The organism is Nonomuraea sp. NPDC048881 (assembly GCF_040649795.1).
GTDB lineage: Bacteria > Actinomycetota > Actinomycetes > Streptosporangiales > Streptosporangiaceae > Nonomuraea.
On the sequence record NZ_JBEZGC010000014.1, the window covers coordinates 13,467 to 33,398 of the forward strand.

Genomic DNA, 19,932 nt, shown 5'->3' on the forward strand with positions numbered 1-19,932 from the left:
CGATCGCCGGGCCCGGGGGGCGATCAGGCAGGCCGCCCGATCGCCAGGTCCAGGGGGCGGATCAGGCAGAGCGCCCGATCGCCAGGTCGAGCGCGTGGGCCGCGTCCTGGCCCGGCGTCGGGCGCCAGGCCACGTGCTGGTCGGGGCGGACCAGGGCCGGCGTGCCGGCCGCGTCCGGCAGGTCCACCTCCCGCAGCGGCACGCCCAGCTCGGCCGCCCGCTCCACCAGCACCTTGGCCTCCGGCGACGACAGGTCGCCCACCAGGCTGAACCCGGGCCCGAGCCGGTCGTAGAGCGACTCGCCCGGAGCGAGCCACCGGTGCGGCAGCCGCTCGCCGCACCCGCCGGCCACCACCAGCGACCCCGCGTACGTGTACCCCAGCACCAGGTCCAGGCTGTGGAACTCGCTGTCCTTGGTCCGCCGCACCGCCTCCGCGACGGCCGGGCGCACCCGCTCGAAGTCGGCGTCCGAACCCATCAGCGCGGGATCGGCCAGTTCGGGCGCGAGCGTGGCCATGTTGGCGGCGGCGGCCTCGATCGTGGCCGCCGCGACCGGCCGGCGTTCGGCCTCGTAGCTGTTCAGCAGGGTCGTGGGGGCCCATCCGTTCAGTACGGCGGCCAGCTTCCAGCCGAGGTTGACCGCGTCCCCGAGGCCGGTGTTGAAGCCGTGGCCGCCGTAGGGCGGGTTCTGGTGCGCGGCGTCGCCCGCCAGGAACACCCGCTCGCCGGCGTACCGGTCGGCCAGCAGCATGCGCGCGGTCCACGGGTCGGTGGCCAGGATCTCGACCTCGACGTCGGCCCCGACCAGGTTGCGGACCAGGCGCACCGGGTCGGTCCCCTCCGCCGGGACGCCCTGGGCGATGCACCACCACAGGTCCTCCAGGTCGAGCCGGCCGAGCATGCCGGGCTGGGCCGGGTTCAGCACCCAGTAGTGCACGGCGGGGCCGTGGGGCACCCGTTCGGCCAGGCCGGGCGCGCGGAAGACGACGTTGAAGTTGGGCCTGGCGTCCTGGCGGCCCTCGTAGCGGGCGCCGATGGCCGGGCGCGTCACGCTGCGGGCGCCGTCGCAGCCGACGACGTACGCGGCGCGCACCTGGCGGGTTTCGCCCCCCGCGGCGGCCAGGTCGGCGGTGACGCCGTCGGCGTCCTCGCGCAGGCCGGTCACCCGCCAGCCGGTGAGCAGCGCGTCACCGGCGGCCTCGCGCAGCACCTCCTCGACGATCGGCTGCGGCACCTGCTGGCCCGGCTCGGCGGCCAGGTCGGAGCCGGTCAGGTCGAGGCCGAAGCAGCCGCCGATCCTGGTGATCTCGCGGCCGAGCAGGCCGGTCGTGAAGACCGCCTCGTCCGACCAGGAGACCGCGAGCGGCGCGCGGGCGCGCACCGTCTCGGCCAGCCCCCACCTGCGCAGCAGCTCCATCGACCGGGCCGACGTGGTCTTGGCGCGCGGACGCAGCCACGACACGCTCTCGCGCGGCTCGACGACCATGCTGCGCACGCCGTGATGGGCCAGCTCCACGGCCGTCGCCAGCCCGACGGGCCCGCCTCCGGCGATCAGTACCGGTATGTCGGTCTGGCGCACGCTTTGCTCCCATTCGTCATGGTGATCATCGGCATACTCCAAGCGCCGCGCGTCCCACGTCAAGCTCGGGCCGAAACCCTGGCCGGATCACCGATCGGAAACGATCTAGAGGACGGCCGCCGGACTTGTTACGGTCGTTGCATGACTGAGTCCTCGGCGGTGCCGCTGCACATGCGGCGGGTGGAGTTCGATCCGGCCCCCGAGCTGGGCGAGGTGCGCGACCAGGAACGGATCAAGCGCATCGACACCCTCCTCGGCCTGGAGGCATGGGTGGTGACCCGGTACGCCGACGTCCGCGAGGTCCTGGGCGACGCCGACCGGTTCAGGCTCGCCAGGCAGGGCTCCGCCCGCATGCCCGGAGCGCCCGAACTGACCGAGGAACAGCTCGCCGAGCTGCGCGCGGGCAACCTGCTCGGCCAGGACCCGCCCGAGCACACCCGGCTGCGCCGGATGCTGACGCCCGAGTTCACGATCCGCCGGATGAAGCGGCTGGAGCCCCGCATCAGGGACATCGTGCACGAGCACCTCGACGCCATGGAGGCCGCGGGCTCCCCGGCCGACCTGGTGTCGTCGTTCGCGCTGCCGATCCCGTCGCTGGTGATCTGCGAGCTGCTGGGCGTGCCGTACGAGGACCGCGCCGACTTCCAGCGGCGGTCCGGCCGCATGCTGGACCTGTCGCTGCCGGTCGAGGAACGGGTGGCGGCCAGCTTCGAGTCGCGGGCGTACATGCGCGAACTGGTCACCCGCATGCGCACCGACCCGGGCGAGGACCTGCTCGGCATGCTCATCCGCGAGCACGGCGACGACCTGACCACCAGCGAGCTCGTCGGCATCGGCAACCTGCTGCTGCTCGCCGGGCACGAGACCACCTCCAACATGCTCTCGCTCGGCACGCTCGCCCTGCTGCGCAACCCCGGGCAGCTCGAACTCCTGCGCAAGGAGCCCGAGCGCATCGACGCGACGGTCGAGGAGCTGCTGCGCTGGCTCAGCATCGTCCACTCCGGGACGATCAAGATCACGTCCAGGGAGGTCGAGCTGGCCGGGCGGACCATCGGCGCGGGCGAGATGATCCTGTGCTCGCTGCCCGCCGCCAACCGCGACCCCGGCTTCATCGCCGACCCCGACACCCTCGACATCACCCGCGGCGCCCCCGGCCACGTCGCCTTCGGCCACGGCGTCCACCACTGCCTGGGCGCGCCGCTCGCCCGCATGGAGATGAAGATCGCCTTCCCCGCGCTCTTCGAGCGCTTCCCCGGCCTGCGCCCGACCGAGTCCACGCCGGAGTTCCGCTCCTTCAACGTCGTCTACGGCCTGACCGAGCTGGAGGTCGCCTGGTAGCGGCGCGCACGCGGATTTTGTCGGCGGCGGCGGATAACGTGCGGGTGTCATGCCAACCGAAGCCAGGCCACACGAGCTGATCGGCAGGGACCACCCCGCCGCGCTGCTGCGCGCCGAGGTCGCGCGGGTGGTCGACAGCCACGGCGGCCTGGTCCTGGTCACCGGCGAGGCCGGCATCGGCAAGACCACGCTCGTCACCAGCGCCGCCGCCGAGGCCAGGCGCAGGGGCGCGCTCGTGGTCGGCGGCGCCTGCTGGGATTCCGGCAGCGCCCCCGGTTACTGGCCCTGGGTCCAGGTCATCCGCGCCCTGCGCCGCTCGGCCGCCCCCCACGAGTGGGCCGAGGCCGAGCAGTCGGCCGGCGGCAGCCTGGCCGCCCTGCTCGGCGAGGCGGCGGCGCTCGCCCAGCCACACCTGGAGGTCACCGCCGCCGACGCCGACCCCGCCTCGGCGTTCCAGATCTACGACGCGGTCACCACCGCCCTGGTGTCGCTCTCGCAGCACCACCCGCTCGTGATCGTCATCGACGACCTCCACGCGGCCGACCCGGCCTCGCTGCGGCTCCTTGAGTTCGCGGCCCGCCAGACCTGGTTCGAGCGCCTGCTCCTCGTCGGCACCTACCGCGACGCCGAGGTCGAGCCGGTCGACCACCCGCTGCGCGACCTGTTGTCGCCGCTCGTCGCCAAGGCCACCACCATCACGCTCACCGGCCTCGACCAGGCCGGGGTGGGCGCCCTCATGGCCCGCACAGCCGGGCTCGACCCGCCCCCCGACCTGGTGGCCGAGGTCCACGTGCGCACGGGCGGAAACCCGTTCTTCGTCGAGCAGACGGCCCGTTTGTGGCGCAGCGGCGGCTCGGCCACGGCCGTGGCGCCCGGCGTCCGCGACGCGCTGCTGCGCCGGCTGTCCCTGCTGCCGCGTCCGGTGTCGGAGCTGCTGCCCGCCGCCGCCGTGCTCGGGCGCGAGTTCCACCGCCAGGTGCTGGCCGCCACCGTGGCCGCCCCCGTCGCGCACGTCGACCGTCTCCTCGACACCGCCGTGATCGCCAGGCTGGTGGTGACCAAGGGCGGCGGCCGGTTCGCCTTCGCCCACGACCTCGTCCGCGAGACCCTCTACGACGCCGTCCCCGACGTGCGCGACCTGCACGCCGCCGTGGTGCGCGCCCTCGACGGCGCCCCCGACCTGGCCCGCCGCATGCTGCCGAGCGACCTGGCCCGGCACGCCTACCTCGCCGGCGACCGCGTCGACCCCGAGCGCGCGATCGACCTGCTCCAGGCCGCCGCCCGCGCCGCCCGCAGCCGGCTCGCCGGCGAGGAGGAGCTCGGCCACCTGCGCCGCGCCCACGAGCTGAGCGCCGCCGCCGCGCCCCGCCGGCGCGTGCTGATCTGCCTCGACCTCGGCCGCGAGCTGCACCACCGCGGCGAACGCGACGCGGGCCGCCGGCTGTTCGAGGAGGCCGGCGCCGTCGCCGCCGATCTCGGCGACCCCGAGCTGACCGCCCGCGTCGCGCTGGTCTTCCGCTCCCACCACGGCCACGACGACTCCCTCGACCGGCTGCGCAGGGCCCACGCCGCGCTCGTCGGCGAGCCGGCCCCCGACGACCGCCTGGCCCTCGACCTGGTCTTCCACCTCACCGCCCAGGCCCGCCAGGGCGGCGACGACGACGTCCTGGCCTTCAGCCTGTGGGCCCACCACGACATCATCTGGGGCCCCGGCACGGCGGGCGAGCGGGTGGCCCTGACCGGCGAGCTGCTCGACATCGCCCGGCGCACCTCCGACCGCGAGCTCGAACACTTCGCCGGCGCCCTGCGCTGGGTGGCCATGATCGAAGAGGGCGACCCCCGCTACCTCGACCGGTTCCACGACTACGCGGCCAAAGGCCGCAGCACCGACGACGCCCACCTCAACCTCACCACGTCCGTCGACGCCAGCATCGTGGCCGCGCTCGCCGGCCGCTTCGCCGAGGCCGAGTCGCTGATGACGGGGCTGTCCCTCGACGGCAAGGACCACGACTTCGACGTCATGCTCGACCACCACCGCTGGGCGATCCGCTGGCTCCAGGGCAGGGTGGAGGAGCAGGAAGACGTCCTGCGCAGGCTCAGGGCCGGCCGCCACCCCGACCGCGGCCTGCTGGAGGCGCTGACCGCCCTGCAGGCCGGCGACGTCGGCACCGCGCTGCGCCACCACGCGGCCGGCGCGCGGGTGGGGCGCATGGCCGAGCCGCTGTGGCTGCGTTTCCAGGCGGAGCTGGCCGCCGCCACCCACGACCGCGAGCTCGCGGCCGGGGCGCGGGCCGCGCTGCTGCCGCACCGGGGGCGGTGGGCGGTGTCCTACTACGGCTGGGACATCAGCGGCCCCTACGACCTGTGGATCGCCGTGCTCGACCTGGCCGAGGGGCGGTGGGCGGAGGCGGCCGAGGGGTTCGCGCGGGCGTACCGGTCGGCCGACCGGATGCGGGCCCGCCCGTGGTCGGTCCTGGCCCGTGCCCGCCTGGCCGAGGCCCTGCTGGCCGGCGGCGACACCGTCGGGGCCCGTCCCGTGCTGGCGGAGGTCCGGCGCGAGGCGGCCGAGCTCGGCATGCACCACGTCCTCGACACCCTCCCGCCGCAGGGGAGCGCCGCCGCCGAGCCCGCGCCCCCGCAGGCCCCCGCACGCGACGAGGGCCCCGAGCCGGCCACGGGCCACTTCCGCAAGGACGGCGAGGTCTGGGCCCTCCGGTTCGCCGGGCGGCTGGCCCACATGCCCGACGCCAAGGGCCTGCGCGACCTGCATCACCTGCTCGGCCACCCCGGCGCCGACATCCCCGCCGTGGCCCTGCTCGCCCCGGAGGGCGGCGACGTCGTGCTGGCCGCCCGCGCGATGGGCGGCGACGCCGTGCTCGACGAGGAGGCCAAGGCCGACTACCGCCGCCGCCTGTCCGTCCTCGACGACGAGATCGACCGGGCCACCGGCCGCGGCGACGACGACCGGGCGGCCGAGTACGACCGCGAAAGGGCTGCCCTGCTGGAGGAGCTCCGCACGGCCGCCGGGCTGGGCGGCCGCTCCCGCCGTCTGGGCGACGAAACCGAACGGGCCCGCAAGACGGTGACCGCCAGAATCCGTGACACCCTCCGCAAAATCACCCAGACCCACCCCGAACTCGCCACCCACCTCCGCGCCACCATCTCCACCGGCGCCACCTGCCGCTACCAGCCCACCACCCCCGTCACCTGGCACCTCTGACCGAAGCCGCTCCGGCCCGCGCCGGTTCGATCGCGATCGCATCGAGATCTCGGAACGCCGAACCTCTCCCGCGTCAGGCGGGTCTCATCCCGCAGACCCCCAGCCAGAGGAGACGCCCTGATGCCGTCGGCCTCCAGAACCACGATCGGGCGGCGTGCTCTCGCCCTGCTCGCACTCACCGCCGCGACCGGCTGCCTTCCGTTCCCGACCACTCCGAGCTTCGGCGGCCTGACCGGCGTCACGGTCAACGCCGACGGCAGGCTGACGCTGGTCATGGCGTGGTGCGCACGCCCGCCGGACGGTGTGGTCGTCTACCGAAAGGATGACGGGACCCTCGTGGACCAGGCACGCCTCACCGCACCGCCCCTGCCCGGGGCCCTGGCCTACCTGGACCTGGAGAAGCTCCCGCCGGGATGGTCGCTGGCCGAGGGCGACCTGCGTTTCCGGCGGAAGCTGAAGTACAAGGCGGCCGGCTACGACGCGAAGAGGAACGCCCGCATGTACGACGTGGTCTTCGACGCCGGGAGCAGGAAGAAGGTCCGTCCGGGACAGGTCATCATCACGGAGCACAAGGAGGCGGAGAAGGACGGCCACGACGTCCTCCTCTCCACCGCCGAATTCACCGCCAGGGTCCGGTACTACTGCTAGCCCATGGAGAACCGCGCAGCACGAATCGGGCGCGAAGGCTGGGAATGCCTTCGCGCCCGATCAGGGTGGCGGCCGGTTACTTGCGGTTGTAGAGGCGCATGGTCAGGGTGCCGAAGATCGCGATGAGGAGGACGGACGCGATCAGCACCCAGGTCAGCTCGCCCACGTCCGGGGTGCCGGCCATCAACGAACGGACGGCGGCCACCAGACGGGTGATCGGGTTGACGTTGACGAAGATCTGCAGCCAGCCGGGCATCGTGGCCGGGTCGACGTACACGTTGCTGAGGAAGGTCAGCGGGAACAGGACGAGCATGCTCACCCCCATCACCGACTTCTCGCTCCGCATGAGCAGGCCGAACATCGTCCACACCCACGAGAAGGCGAAGGAGAAGCCGAGCAGCAGCACGATCCCGGCCAGCACGCCCGTGACGCCCCCCTGCGGACGGAACCCGAGGACCAGGCCGACGGCGAGGATGACCGTCGAGGCCATGGTGTAGCGCAGGACGTCGCCGAGCAGGTAGCCCACCATGGTCGAGGGACGCCAGATCGGCAGGGTGCGGAAGCGGTCGAACACCCCCTTCTCGATGTCCTTGTTGACCTCCACCCCGGTGTACATGGTGATCATCACGACGCTGCTGACCATGATGCCGGGCAGCAGGAACTGCAGGTAGTCGGTCGGGGAGCCGGCCAGGGCGCCGCCGAACAGGTACGTGAACATCAGCGTCATCATGAGCGGGAACGCGGTCACGTCGAAGAGCTGCTCGGGCACGTGCTTGATCTTCAGGATGGCCCGCCAGCCGAACGTGACCGACGCCGACCACGCGCTCGGCCGGGGCGGCTTCACCCCGGGGGCCAGGACGGTGCCGAGCACGTCGGCGGCGGGGGAGTAGGTCGTGGCGGTCTCGGTGGTGGCGGTCATGCTGCGGCCTCCTGCGCGGTCGCGGACTCGGCGGTCCCGGTGGCGGTCCCGGTGGCGGGGTGGTCGGTCAGGGCGAGGAAGACCTCGTCCAGGCTGGGCTGGCCGAGGGAGAAGTCGTCGACGACGATCCCCGCCTCGGCCAGGCGGCCGAGCGCGCGCGAGGCCTGCTCGGCGGCGGCGGCCTCGCGGCCGTGGCCGGTGATGCGGGCGGTGAGCGACACGGGGTCGGCGTCCAGGTAGACGGGCGCGTCGAGGATCTGGGACAGCAGCCGTTCGGCTTCGGGACGGGTGCCGGGATCGCGCAGCCGCACGTGGACCGAGCCGGCGCCGACGGACGACTTGAGCTCGCCCGGCGTGCCCTCGGCGATGACCCTGCCGTGGTCGATGACCGCGATGCGGCCGGCCAGGCGGTCGGCCTCCTCCAGGTACTGGGTGGTGAGCAGCACGGTGGTGCCGTGGGCGACGACGATGCGGACGATGTCCCAGACCTGGTTGCGGCTGCGCGGGTCGAGGCCGGTCGTCGGCTCGTCGAGGAAGAGCAGGTCAGGCGTGTTGAGGATGCTGGCGGCGATGTCGATGCGCCGCCGCATGCCGCCCGAGTACGTCTTGACCTGCCGTCCCGCGGCCTCCGTCAGGCCGAACGCCTCCAGCAGCTGCGCCGCCCGCTCCCGGGCGGCCGGCTTGCGGTGGCCGAGCAGGCGGCCGAGCAGGACCAGGTTCTCGGCGCCGGTCATGTCCTCGTCCACGGAGGCGTATTGGCCGGTCAGGCTGACGCGGCCGCGTACGGCGTCGGCCTCGCGCACCACGTCGTGCCCGAACACGGTGGCCTCGCCGCCGTCTGGCCGCAGCAGTGTGGCCAGCATGCGGACGGCGGTGGTCTTGCCCGCGCCGTTGGGGCCGAGCACGCCGTAGACGGTGCCGGCCGGCACCTCCAGGTCGAGGCCGTCCACGGCGCGGTTGTCGCCGAAGACCTTGACCAGGCCGGAGGTCTGTATCGCCAGGTCTCGCATGGGTGTTCCTCTCATGAGCAGTACGGCTGGGCGCGCCGGGCGTCGCGCAACGCCCGGCCCCACCAGGTGAGCTGGTCGAGCATGGCCGCGACCGCACGCGCGCGGTCGTCGGTGTCGTACGGTTCGCCGCTTCCGGCCACGTCGTCCCCCAGCAGGTCGAGGCCGACCCAGTCGCGCATCGTCACGACGTGCAGGGCGGAGAAGACGGTACGGAGCTGCTCGACCGCGTACAGACCGGAAGATCCCGAGCCGTAGGCGACGAAACCGGCCGGCTTGGCCTGCCATTCGTCGTAGGCGTAGTCGATGGCCTGCTTGAGCGAGGCCGGGAAGCTGCGGTTGTACTCGGGGGTGACGACGGCGAAGGCGTCGGCCTCGCCGACGGCCGCGGTGAAGCGGCGCATCGAGGGGGTGCTGCGTTCCGGGTAGCGGTCGGGGAAGGCGTAGTCGGCCAGGTCGAGGACGTCGACCGCCAGGTCGGGACGGTCGCGGGCGCGGGCGGCGAACCACTTCGCCACCGTCTCGCCCATCCGCCCGACGCGGGTGCTCGCGATGATCACCGCGAGGCGGAGCGGTGCGGCGCTCCCGCCGGCGGTGTCGTCCCTGCCCGTCATCGTCCACCTCCCTCGGCCCGTTCCGGGCTCTCACCAAGGAGGCGCGAGACGGCCGCCAGACGTCCGCTAGACGGGATCTAGCGGGACGTCAGGCGGCCGGTCTGAGCACGTAGCCGACGCCGCGCAGGGTGTGGATCATCGGACGGCGATCCGCGTCGATCTTGCGGCGCAGGTAGGAGATGTACAGCTCGACGATGTTGCCCTGGCCGGCGAAGTCGTAGGCCCACACCCGGTCGAGGATGTGCGCCTTGCTGAGCGCGCGTCCCGGATGGCGCATGAGCAGCCGCAGCAGCTCGAACTCGGTCGGGGTGAGCCTGACCTCCTGGCCGGCCCGCCGTACCTGGCGGGTCTCCTGGTCCAGGGTGAGGTCGCCGACGGACAGGGCGACGGACAGGGCGTCGGCCGAGCGGCGCAGCAGGCCGTGCAGCCTGATCACGACCTCGTCCACGCCGAACGGCCGCATCACGTAGTCGTCGGCGCCCGCGCGCAGTCCGAGCGACGGGTCGGGCAGGGCGTCCGGCGCGGTCAGGAAGAGGACCGGCACGCCGGGCAGCGCGGCCCGCAGCCGGGGCAGGAAGCGGCCGCCGCCCCTGACGTCCAGGACGATCGCCCCCGGACGGAACCCGCGCACGGCCCTGACCGCCTCGCCGCCGCCCAGGCTGCGCACGTCCCAGCGGCGCATCGCGCGGGAGAGGGACGCGCCGAGCGGGCGCTCGTCAACGACGAGGACGGCGTACGAGTCGCGCGCGGATCCGGGCGTGACGGTCGGACCGGTCGGGTGCATGCCGGAAACGATGCCGGTCGCGCATGAGGTTTGTCTGAGGACCGCTTGTGACGCGCATGAGGACGCGCTTGTGACGCGCTTCCGACGCACAGGAGGCCCCGGGAACAGCGGAAGGGCCCGGCCGCAGCCGAGCCCTTCCCATCCCTTGAAGCGCGATCACCGTTCCTGCCGCTACCCGGAATGTGCGGCTTATCACTTAGCCGAGTCGGTTCTATGACTAGACCTTGACTGCGGTTGAGGTTCTAGGCTGCCTTTCATGAGCGGAATTCTGGTGACCGGCGCGACCGGCAACGTGGGCAGGCATGTCGTCTCCTCCCTGGCGGAGGCGGGACACGAGGTGCGGGCGCTGGTCCGCGACCCGGCCCGGGTGGTGCTCCCGGACGGCGTCGAGCCCGTACGCGGCGACCTGGCCGATCCCGGCAGTCTTGAGCCCGCCCTGCGCGGCGTCGACCGGGTGTACCTGATGTGGCCCGGCATCCCCGTGGACCCCCGGGTGGTGACCACGGTGGCCGGACGGGCCGAGCACGTCGTGTACCTGTCGGCGGACGTGCCCGACCTGGCGGACGGCGAGCCCGCCACGATCTACCACCAGGAGATCGAACGGCTGATCAGGGCGTCCGGGACGCGGTGGACGTTCGTCCGGGCCATCGACTTCGCCACGAACACGCTGGCCTGGGCCGCCCAGATCCGGCAAGGAGTGGTCCGGCTCCCGTACGGAAAGGCCGCCAGATCGCTGATCCACGAGCGGGACATCGCGGACGTCGTCGCCCACGTGCTCACCACCCCCGGCCACGACGGCGCCAAATACCTGATCACCGGCCCCGAGTCGATCACCCAGGAGGAACTGGCGCGGACCGTCGGCGAGGAGGTCGGCCGCGAGGTGCGCTGGGAGGACCTGCCGCCGGAGATCGCCCGCGAGCAGCTGACGGCCGCCTGGGGGGATCCGGCGTTCGTCGAGGCCCGGCTCAGGGCGTGGGAGTCGTTCACGCACACCCCGGAACGCGTGACCGGCACGGTGCCGGAGCTGCTGGGCCGGCCCGCGCGCACGTTCCGCTCCTGGGCCCGCGACCACGCCCCGGACTTCCTCGCGGCCTGAAGCCCGCCTACGCGGTCAGGCTCACCGCCGCGATCGTCTCGCCCATGTCGTCGAGCAGGTCGGCGACCACCGGGCCGGTCTGCAGCCGCCAGGCGAGCGCCTGCAGGCCGTGTCCCGGCACCGGCACCTCCCGCCCGCCCAGCCTGACCGTCTCCACCTCGGCCGACAGCCGCAGCAGCCCGTAGGCCACCCACCGTTTCGGCCGGGGGAACCAGCGACCCGCGTTGGTGTCGAACCGCCCGTTCTCGTCGGTCAGCCCGTGCTCCTTGAGCACCGAGACGCCCTGGCGGTGGGCCAGCAGGTCGTCGCTGCGCGCGGCGGACATGCTGTCGCCGGCGCGCAGTGCCCAGCGTCCGCGCCGGAACGACAGCAGCCAGATGTCCACCCAGGACAGGCCGAAGCCGTCCAGACGGGCGAAGGCGGTCGCCGCGATCCGGTCGCCGACGTACAGGGAGGCAGGGGTGAAGCGGAAGCGTCCGCTCAGGTTGCCGGGAAGGGATCTCGGCAGCCCGTGATCGATGAGTCGCAGGCTCTCGACGGCGGGGTTGTACCCAAAATCATGAGTACGTTCCACAGGCTCACCATACACACGGACGGCCCGAATGAGACGCGCGCTTTGTTCCTGATTGGTGAATGATGATGCTCATGGACCGAATTGAAGCTTCTGACCGTCGCCGGGCCCTGGTGCTCGGGGGCGGCGGCGTGGCCGGCATCGCCTGGGCGACCGGCGTGCTGGCCGGGCTGGCCGACGAGGGCGTGGACGTACGGGACGCCGACCTGATCGTGGGCACCTCGGCCGGCTCGGCGGTCGGCGCCCAGGCCCGCAGCCGGCTGACCGTCGAGGAGCTGTTCCAGCGGCAGGTCGATCCCGCGCTGCAGGCCAGGGAGATCCCCGCGGTGTTCGACGCGGCCTCCTTCGCGGCCGCCCTCCAGGGCATCCTGACCGGCGCCCACGACCGGGACGAGCTGCACCGGCGCATCGGCGCCTGGGCGCTGGAGGCCCCCACGGTCGGCGAGCCGGAACGGCGTGCGGCGGTGGCCTCGCGGCTGCCCGAGACCGACTGGCCGGAGCGCCCGCTCGTGCTGGTCGCGCTCGACGCGGCGACCGGAGAGACCCGCCTGTTCGACCGGGCGTCCGGGGTGGGCCTGGTGGACGCGGTGACGGCCAGTTGCGCCGTGCCCGGGGTCTGGCCGCCGGTCACCATCGAGGGCCGCCGCTACGTCGACGGCGGCGTGCGGTCCAGCGACAACGCCGACCTGGCGGCGGGCTTCGAACGGGTGCTGGTGGTCTCGCCTCAGCCGCCCGGCGCCCCCGCCTCCCCTTGGACGTCGCTCGAACAGGAGGTGGCCCTGCTGCGCAAGGAGGGCTCCGCGGTCGAGGTCGTCAGCCCGGACGAGGGGGCCGTCGCGGCCATGGGCGCCAACCCGCTCGACCCCGCCGTACGGTCACCGGCGGCCCACGCCGGCCGCGAGCAGGGCCGGCGGGTGGCCGCCGTCGTCCACAGCCTGTGGATCTAGCCGGCCGCGGCGCGCTCGGCGAGCGGGCGGCGGCGCAGCGCCGGGTCGGTCAGTGACGCGGGACGCCACGCGCCGTCCGGCTGGTACATGTCACGGCCCGGCGGGACGATCTCGTCGATCCGGTCGAGCGCGGCGTCGTCGAGCGTGAGCGCGGCGCCCTTCAGCAGGTCGTCGAGCTGCGCCATCGTGCGCGGCCCGGTGATCACCGAGGTGACCGCAGGGTGCGCGGCGGCGAAGGCCACGGCGAGCTGGGGGAGCGTGCAGCCGAGGTCGTCCGCGAGCTCGACCAGCTGCTCGACGGCGTCGAGCTTGGCGGCGTTCTCGGGGATCGACGGGTCGAAGCGGTGGGGGGTCAGCGCGGCCCGGCCGGTGGTCAGGTCGATGTCGCCGTTCTTGCGGTAGCGGCCGCTCAGGAAGCCCGACGCGAGCGGGCTCCAGGTCAGGACGCCCATGCCGTACCGGCGGCAGACGGGCAGCAGGTCCTTCTCGATGCCGCGGGCGAACAGCGAGTACGGCGGCTGCTCGGTCCTGAACCGGTGCAGCGCCCGTCGCTCCGACACCTGGTGGGCCTCGACGATCTCCGCCGCCGGGAACGTCGAGCAGCCGAACGCGCGGATCTTGCCCTGCCGCACGAGGTCGGTCAGCGCCGACAACGTCTCCTCGATGTCGGTCGTGTGGTCGGGCCGGTGGATCTGGTAGAGGTCGATCCAGTCGGTGCCGAGCCGCCGGAGGCTCTGCTCGACCTCCTTCATGATCCACAAACGCGAGTTCCCGGACCGGTTCGGGCCCTCGCCCATCCGGAAGTGCACCTTGGTGGCCAGCACGACGTCGTCCCGGCGGCCCTTCAGCGCCTTGCCGACGATCTCCTCGGACTCGCCCGCGGAGTACATGTCCGCCGTGTCCACGAAGTTGACGCCCTGGTCGAGCGCGGCGTGGATGATGCGGGCGCAGTCGTCGTGGTCGGGGTTGCCGACGGCGCCGAACATCATCGCCCCCAGGCAGTGGACGCTCACCTCGATGCCGGTGCCGCCGAGTACGCGGTAGCGCATTGTCATAGTCCGCGACTCTAGGACCTGGAGTCCACTCCACCTCAAGGGCTCGGCGGCAGGTGTGACAGTGGCGTCCAGGGGCACCGGAGGCGGATGGGGATGGTGACGGTGTCGTCCTGGCGCGAGCTGGACGACGCGATCAGCGCGGCCGGCCACACCGGAGGCCCGGCCCAGGCGCACTCGACGCTGGTCTTCCGCGGCCTGGCCAAGAGCACGTACTCGCACGTGCACAGCCTGGCGCGGCTGGCGGGCGACTACGCCACCCTAGAAACCCACTTGATACGAAATTTTAGGAAATACGCGCACAGGGCCGCCCCTGGCCCTTCCGTCTGGGACTGGCTGGCCCTCGGCCAGCACCACGGCCTGCCCACCCGCCTCCTGGACTGGACGTTCTCCCCGCTGGTCGCGCTGCACTTCGCCACGGCGTCCTGGCCCGGGGACGACGCCGTGCTGCTGGCCGTCGACTGCGCGGGCGCGCACCGCCTGCTGCCCGAGCCGCTGCGCGAGGTGCTCGACGGCGAAGGCGCGCTGCTGTTCAGCACCGAGATGCTCGCCGAACGCGCCGCCGGACTGGCCGGCTTCGACGCGCTCGGCCGCGACCGCCCGTTCGTCGCCTTCTTCGAGCCGCCGTCGCTGGACGAGCGCATGGTCAACCAGTCGTCGGTGTTGTCGGCGATGTCGGGGGCGAGGTACCAGCTCGACGACTGGCTGGCCGAGCATCCCGGGCTGTGGCGGGGCTGGTCGATCCCGGCCGGGGTCAAGGTCGAGATCCGGCGGCGGCTCGACCAGGCCGGCATCACCGAACGGGTGCTGCTGCCCGGCCTCGACGGGCTGGCCGAGTGGCTGCGCCGCTACTACTCCCCGGGCAGCGTCGACGTGCCGGCCGGCGGCTCCAGCATGTCCGGGCCCGAGCGCTTCGGCCAGCAGGAGGGCCGCATGAACGACTGACCGCTCACCCGGGCAGCGTGCCGCGCACGGCGTCCTCGGTGCGGCCGATCACGGCGCGCCCGTCGTCGGCGGTGATGATCGGCCGCTGGATCAGGATCGGGTGCGCGGACAGCGCGGCGATCCAGCGCTCGCGGGCGTCCGGGTCGCGCGGCCAGGCGTCGAGGCCCAGCTCCGCCGCGACCGGCTCGCCCGTACGGGTGATGTCCCACGGCTCCAGCCCGAGCCGGGCCAGGACGGCGCGCAGCTCGTCCGGCGACGGCGGGTCCTCCAGGTAGCGGCGGACCTTGTAGTCGGCCGATTCGGCGTCGAGGATCGACAGGGCCGAACGGCACTTGGAGCAGTCGGGGTTGATCCAGATTTCCATGACGCCGAGGTTCTCACGCCGGGGCGCACGGCGCGGGTCAGCCGGCCGATGAGTCGAGCCGGGCCCGCAGGCCGTCGAGCACCCGGTCGAGGCCGTAGCGGAAGTCCTCCTCCCGGACGCGCTCGGGGTCGTCGAACCCCTTGGCCGCGTACTCCGCCCGCATCCACGGGTGGTCCTCGAACGCCTGCTCGGCGGTCGGCCGCACGGCGTCGATCCACTCCTGCTCGGTACGGCCGCTGCGGGCCAGCGTCGACAGGTACGCCGCCTCGGCGATGGCCACGCCGATCACGTACGCCAGCACGGTGTTGACCGCCCGGTCGGCCTCGCCGGGGACGAACCCGGCCGAGTGCGCCAGCGCCAGCAGCTCCTCCGAGCGCCGCATCACGTTGGGCCCCAGGCTGGTGAGCCCGACCTGGCCGAGCACGGACGCCATCCACGGGTGGCGCAGGATCACCGCCCGCAGGCTGTGGGCGGACACGGCGAGCCCGTCACGCCAGCCGCCCGCCTCCTCCACGGACGGCACGCGCAGCTCGCCGTAGACCTCGTCGACGACCAGCTCGATCAGCTCGTCCTTGTTGGCGACGTGGCGGTAGAGGGAGGTCGCGCCCGCGTCGAGCCGGGTGCCGAGGCTGCGCATGCTCAGCGCCTCCAGCCCCTCCTCGTCGAGCAGCTGGACGGCCTCGGACACGATCCGGTCGAGGCTGAGCGCGGGCCGCTCCCGCTGCCGGCGCTGACGGACCCAGACCGAGGGGACAGGCGGCTGCGATGCTGGCATGACCCGAGCCTAGCGCACAGTGTACGCATCCGCGAACACCTGCTTGCGTACAGCTCTTTCATATGCGTACAGTGTGCGCATTCCGAGAGCGACGTACGCAAGTCGAAGGGGAGAAACCCATGAACCGCCGCTGGTGGATCCTGGTGGTGTTGTGCCTCAGCACATTGGTGCTGGTCGTGGACAACATGGTGCTGACGGTGGCGGTCCCGCCCCTGGCGGCCGACCTGGGCGCCGACGCCCAGGACCTGCAATGGATCCTCGACTCCTACATCCTGGTCTTCGCCGGCCTGCTGCTGACCGCCGGCAGCCTGTCCGACCGCTACGGCCGGCGCCGGGTGATGATCATCGGCCTGGCCCTCTTCGGCGCCGCGTCCCTGCTGGCCGCCTACGCCGCCGATCCGGCGCAGCTCGTGGCGGCCCGCGCCGCGATGGGCGTCGGCGGCGCGCTGATCATGCCGAGCACGCTGTCGATCCTGATCACCGTGTTCGACGAGGCCGAGCGCCGCAAGGCGATGGCCGTCTGGAGCGCGGTGGCCATGATCGGCATGATCGGCGGCCCGGTCCTGGGCGGCGCGCTGATCGCCTGGTTCTGGTGGGGCGCGGTGTTCCTGATCAACGTGCCGGTCGCGCTGCTCGCCATCGTCGCCTCCCTGCTGCTCATGCCCGAGTCGAAGGGCCCCTGGACCAAGCCCGACCCGCTGGGCGTGATCCTGTCGGCGACCGGCATGTCCGCCCTGGTGTGGACGATCATCGAGCTGCCGCACGGCGTGTCCTGGCCGGCCCTGGCCCTCACCGTGCTCTGCCTGGCCGGCTTCGTGATCTGGGAGCTGCGCACGCCGCACCCGATGGTCCCGCTCGTCCTGTTCCGCGACCGCACGTTCAGCGGCGGCAGCTTCTCCCTGACCCTCGTCCAGATCGGCAACGGCGGGCTGCTGCTCGTGCTCACCCAGTACCTGCAGTACGTGCTCGGCTACACGCCCACCGCGGCCGGGCTGGCGTTCCTGCCGATGGCGGTCGCCTCGCTGCTCTTCAACGGCCTGGGCGCGAGCCTCGGCGCCCGGCTCGGCAACCGTCCGATGATCGTCACCGGGCTGCTCGTCTGCGCCGCCGGGTTCGGGCTGCTCGCCATGGTCTCCTCCGGCAGCGGCATCCTGCTCACCGGCACGGCCCTGTTCGTGATGGGCGCCGGCGGCGGCCTGGCGATGCCCGCGGCCATCGCCGCGCTGATGGGCACCATCCCGCCCGAGCACGCCGGCGTCGGCTCGGCGCTCAACGACACCATCCAGCAGGCGGGCGCGGCGCTCGGCGTGGCCGTCCTCGGCAGCGTCCTGGCCGGGGCCTACACCCGGGGGATGCCGGCGGGCGCGCCCGAGGCGGCCCGGCGCTCGATCGGCGACGCGCTCGCCCTCGGCGACGCCGGTCTGGCCCAGGTGGCCCGCGAGGCGTTCACCTCGGCCATGTCGGCCGCCTTCGCGATCAGCGCGGCCGGGGTGGTCGCCGCCGCCGTCCTGGCGCTGGTCGTGATGCGCGGCGAACGCAGGCCGGCGCAGGAACCGTCCCTCACCGCGACCCACTGAAAGGAAGATCCTCATGAACGACGCCCCCGTCACGCTTCCCGTCACCCGCCCCGCGGGCTGCCCCTTCGACCCGCCCGCGGGCCTGGCGGAGCTGCGCGAGCAGGCGCCCGTCACCCCGCTGGACTTCCCCGACGGCCACCGCGGCTGGCTGGTGACCGGCCACGCCGAGGTCAGGGCGGTGCTGGCGGACCGGCGGTTCAGCTCGCGCTACGAGTTCCTGCACCACCCGACGGCCGCGATCGGCCCGCTGCCGGCCGCCCCGCCCGGCGACCTCACCGGCCTCGACGCGCCCGAGCACACCCGCTACCGCAGGCTGCTCACCGGCAAGTTCACCGTCCGCAGGATGAACCTGCTCACCGAACGGGTGCGGCAGATCACCGCCGACCACCTGGACGCCATGGAACGCCTGGGCCCGCCCGCCGACCTGGTACGCGTCTTCGCCCAGCCCATCCCCGCGCTGATGATCTGCGAGCTGCTGGGCGTCCCGTACGCCGACCGCGACAACTTCCAGCACCACGCCGCCGCGCTGACCGGGGTGGACACCGACGAGCAGGAACAGTTCGCCGCCTACGGCGAGCTCCAGCGGTACATCGACGGCCTGGTCCAGGCCAAGCGCAGCGAACCCGCCGACGACCTGCTCAGCGACCTGACCGCCACCGACCTCACCGACGAGGAGCTGGCCGGCGTCGGCACCTTCCTGCTGGCCGCCGGGCTCGACACCACCGCCAACATGCTCGCGCTCGGCACGTACGCGCTGCTCAGCGACCCCGTCCAGCTCGACGTGCTGCGGGCGGAGCCGGAGCGGGCGGCCCAGGCCGTGGAGGAGCTGCTGCGCCACCTCACCATCGCCCACACCGGCGTCCGGGCCGCGCTGGAGGACGTCGAGCTGGCCGGCCGGCTGATCCGGGCGGGCGAGTCGGTCGTCGTGTCCCTCTCGGCCGCCAACCGCGACCCCCGCAGGTACGCCGACCCCGACCGCCTCGACCTGCGCCGCGACGCGACCGGCCACCTGTCCTTCGGCCACGGCATCCATCAGTGTCTCGGCCAGCAGCTCGCCCGGGTGGAGCTGCGCACGGCCCTTCCCGCGCTGGTCACCCGCTTCCCCGGCCTGCGCCTGGCCGTCGCGCCCGAGGAGGTGCCGGTGCGCGCCGGCACCGACATCCACGGGGTGCTCAGTCTCCCGGTGCGGTGGTGACCGCACGGACTATCATCGTGATCATCCTGGCCGGGTACCACTGCGCGTCACCGAGGCGAAAGGACCGCCATGTCCGGGGAGACCAGCAGGCGAGAGCGCACCGAGGTCGTCGTCGTCGGAGCCGGTCCGGCCGGGCTGACCCTGGCGAGCCTGCTCCGCCAGGCCGGCGTCGAGTGCGTGGTGCTCGAACGGCAGAGCCGCCCGTACGTCGAGCAGCGCCAGCGCGCGGGCATCCTCGACCACCACGGCGCCCGCGTCTTCGAGGAGTGGGGCCTGGCCGACACCGTCCTGGCGGGCATGCCGCAGGAGACCAGGTTCGAGTTCCGCGTCGACGGGGAGCGGCGCTTCCTCGACGTCCCCGCGATCACCGAGGGCCGGACGGGCCGGCTCGTGCCGCAGCAGGTGCTCGTCGGCAGGCTGCTGGCCCGTCTCCTCGAATCCGGCGGCGACCTGCGGTTCGAGGCGGCCGAGGTGACCCCGCGCGGCGTCGAGGGGGCCGCGCCGACGGTCACCTACCGCGACGCCGACGGCGTCACGCACGAGATCGCCTGCTCCTACGTCGCCGGCTGCGACGGCCACCACGGCGTCAGCCGGGCCGGCGTGCCCGCGCACGCCCTCACCACCTACTCCCACGACTACGGCATCGGCTGGCTGACGGTGCTCGCCGACGTCCCGCCGCCGGGCTACCCGCTGATGGCGATCACGGCCCACGGGTTCGCCGCCCACTTCCCGCGCGGCCCGCGGGCCAGCCGCTTCTACCTCCAGTGCACCCCCGACGCCACCGCCGCCGACTGGCCCGACGAGCGCATCTGGGCCCAGTTGCGGCTGCGCCTGGCCGACGACGGCCTGCCGGACGGCCCGATCGGGGAGAAGGCGTTCGTCGAGATGCGCAGCCACGTCGTCGACCCGATGCGCTACGGCCGGCTCTTCCTGGTCGGCGACGCGGCCCACATCATCACGCCCATGGGCGGCAAGGGCATGAACCTGGCGGTCGCCGACGCCGACGTGCTGGCCCGCGCGCTGCGCGCCGCCCTGCGCGAGGGCGACGAGGAGCCGCTGGCCGCCTACTCCGCCACCTGCCTGGAACGGGTGTGGCACCACCAGGAGTTCTCCCGCTGGATGACGGAGATGACCCACGAGGCCGGCGACGAGACGCTGGCCGGGCCGTTCCGCCGCCGGCTGGCCAGGGCGCGGCTCGACCGGCTGTTCACCTCGGGCCCGGCGGCCCGCGCCTTCGGCGACATGATGGCGGGCGGCTGACGAGTTGACTTGAACCGCGGTTCAAGTACGACGATCGTCCC

Annotated in this window: 17 protein-coding genes and 1 pseudogene; 9 read left to right on the forward strand and 9 right to left on the reverse strand. The window is 73.2% G+C overall.

What is annotated here, in order from left to right; genetic code table 11:
- Positions 1–61 precede the first annotated feature (61 nt).
- A complete protein-coding gene (locus tag AB0C33_RS37120) occupies positions 62–1,579 on the reverse strand; it encodes an FAD-dependent monooxygenase (protein ID WP_358296330.1) in 1,518 nt (505 codons plus the stop codon).
- A gap of 141 nt (positions 1,580–1,720) precedes the next feature.
- Here AB0C33_RS37120 and AB0C33_RS37125 point away from each other — a divergent pair, with 141 nt between their 5' ends.
- The 3 genes from AB0C33_RS37125 (at position 1,721) to AB0C33_RS37135 (ending at position 6,785) form a co-directional block, all read left to right on the forward strand.
- Positions 1,721–2,917: a cytochrome P450 gene (locus AB0C33_RS37125; protein WP_358296333.1), complete on the forward strand. Its 1,197-nt coding sequence runs from the start codon at positions 1,721–1,723 to the stop codon at positions 2,915–2,917.
- Positions 2,918–2,966: 49 nt separating this feature from the next.
- Positions 2,967–6,137 carry an AAA family ATPase gene (locus AB0C33_RS37130; RefSeq protein WP_358296335.1) on the forward strand — a complete coding sequence of 1,057 codons (3,171 nt, stop codon included), beginning with the start codon at positions 2,967–2,969 and terminating at the stop codon, positions 6,135–6,137.
- A 120-nt stretch (positions 6,138–6,257) separates the two neighbouring features.
- Complete coding sequence (locus tag AB0C33_RS37135; protein ID WP_358296338.1) at positions 6,258–6,785, forward strand: hypothetical protein; 528 nt, start codon at positions 6,258–6,260, stop codon at positions 6,783–6,785.
- 76 nt (positions 6,786–6,861) lie between these two features.
- Here the strand turns inward: AB0C33_RS37135 and AB0C33_RS37140 are convergent, their stop codons facing one another.
- The 4 genes from AB0C33_RS37140 to AB0C33_RS37155 form a co-directional block, all read right to left on the reverse strand.
- Entirely contained in the window at positions 6,862–7,704 is an 843-nt protein-coding gene (locus tag AB0C33_RS37140) for an ABC transporter permease (protein WP_358296341.1), read from the reverse strand.
- Positions 7,701–8,714 (reverse strand): ATP-binding cassette domain-containing protein, encoded by a 1,014-nt coding sequence (locus tag AB0C33_RS37145; RefSeq protein WP_358296344.1) that lies wholly within the window; start codon positions 8,712–8,714, stop codon positions 7,701–7,703. Before AB0C33_RS37145 ends, AB0C33_RS37140 begins: the two co-directional genes overlap by 4 nt.
- An 11-nt stretch (positions 8,715–8,725) precedes the next feature.
- The gene (locus tag AB0C33_RS37150) at positions 8,726–9,325 is read right to left on the reverse strand and encodes an NAD(P)H-dependent oxidoreductase (protein ID WP_358296346.1); all 600 of its coding nucleotides are present in this window, start codon (positions 9,323–9,325) and stop codon (positions 8,726–8,728) included.
- 88 nt (positions 9,326–9,413) lie between these two features.
- Positions 9,414–10,109, reverse strand: coding sequence for a response regulator transcription factor (locus tag AB0C33_RS37155; protein ID WP_358296349.1), 696 nt, complete (start codon positions 10,107–10,109; stop codon positions 9,414–9,416).
- 256 nt (positions 10,110–10,365) lie between these two features.
- Here AB0C33_RS37155 and AB0C33_RS37160 point away from each other — a divergent pair, with 256 nt between their 5' ends.
- The gene (locus AB0C33_RS37160; RefSeq protein ID WP_358296352.1) at positions 10,366–11,205 is read left to right on the forward strand and encodes an NmrA family NAD(P)-binding protein; all 840 of its coding nucleotides are present in this window, start codon (positions 10,366–10,368) and stop codon (positions 11,203–11,205) included.
- A 7-nt stretch (positions 11,206–11,212) separates the two neighbouring features.
- Here the strand turns inward: AB0C33_RS37160 and AB0C33_RS37165 are convergent, their stop codons facing one another.
- A complete protein-coding gene (locus tag AB0C33_RS37165) occupies positions 11,213–11,779 on the reverse strand; it encodes a hypothetical protein (protein ID WP_358296355.1) in 567 nt (188 codons plus the stop codon).
- 71 nt (positions 11,780–11,850) lie between these two features.
- Between AB0C33_RS37165 and AB0C33_RS37170 the strand changes: the two genes are divergently transcribed.
- The gene (locus AB0C33_RS37170) at positions 11,851–12,723 is read left to right on the forward strand and encodes a patatin-like phospholipase family protein (protein WP_358296358.1); all 873 of its coding nucleotides are present in this window, start codon (positions 11,851–11,853) and stop codon (positions 12,721–12,723) included.
- On the opposite strand, the gene AB0C33_RS37175 is transcribed toward AB0C33_RS37170, so the two are convergent.
- Entirely contained in the window at positions 12,720–13,778 is a 1,059-nt protein-coding gene (locus AB0C33_RS37175) for an aldo/keto reductase (protein WP_358296361.1), read from the reverse strand. The genes AB0C33_RS37170 and AB0C33_RS37175 overlap by 4 nt on opposite strands.
- Positions 13,779–13,865: 87 nt before the next feature.
- Here AB0C33_RS37175 and AB0C33_RS37180 point away from each other — a divergent pair, with 87 nt between their 5' ends.
- Entirely contained in the window at positions 13,866–14,720 is an 855-nt protein-coding gene (locus tag AB0C33_RS37180; RefSeq protein ID WP_358296364.1) for an FRG domain-containing protein, read from the forward strand.
- Between the two features lie 4 nt (positions 14,721–14,724).
- Here the strand turns inward: AB0C33_RS37180 and AB0C33_RS37185 are convergent, their stop codons facing one another.
- Positions 14,725–15,084: an arsenate reductase family protein gene (locus tag AB0C33_RS37185; RefSeq protein ID WP_352320574.1), complete on the reverse strand. Its 360-nt coding sequence runs from the start codon at positions 15,082–15,084 to the stop codon at positions 14,725–14,727.
- A gap of 37 nt (positions 15,085–15,121) precedes the next feature.
- Positions 15,122–15,859: a TetR/AcrR family transcriptional regulator gene (locus AB0C33_RS37190; RefSeq protein ID WP_358296367.1), complete on the reverse strand. Its 738-nt coding sequence runs from the start codon at positions 15,857–15,859 to the stop codon at positions 15,122–15,124.
- Between the two features lie 119 nt (positions 15,860–15,978).
- On the opposite strand from AB0C33_RS37190, the gene AB0C33_RS37195 reads away from it, so the two are divergent.
- The 3 genes and pseudogenes from AB0C33_RS37195 to AB0C33_RS37205 all read left to right on the forward strand — a co-directional run.
- Complete coding sequence (locus tag AB0C33_RS37195) at positions 15,979–17,436, forward strand: MFS transporter (protein ID WP_358296370.1); 1,458 nt, start codon at positions 15,979–15,981, stop codon at positions 17,434–17,436.
- 13 nt (positions 17,437–17,449) lie between these two features.
- Positions 17,450–18,631: a cytochrome P450 gene (locus AB0C33_RS37200; protein WP_358296373.1), complete on the forward strand. Its 1,182-nt coding sequence runs from the start codon at positions 17,450–17,452 to the stop codon at positions 18,629–18,631.
- 42 nt (positions 18,632–18,673) lie between these two features.
- A pseudogene (locus AB0C33_RS37205) lies at positions 18,674–19,891 on the forward strand (4-hydroxybenzoate 3-monooxygenase); the annotation flags it as partial.
- Positions 19,892–19,932: the final 41 nt, after the last annotated feature.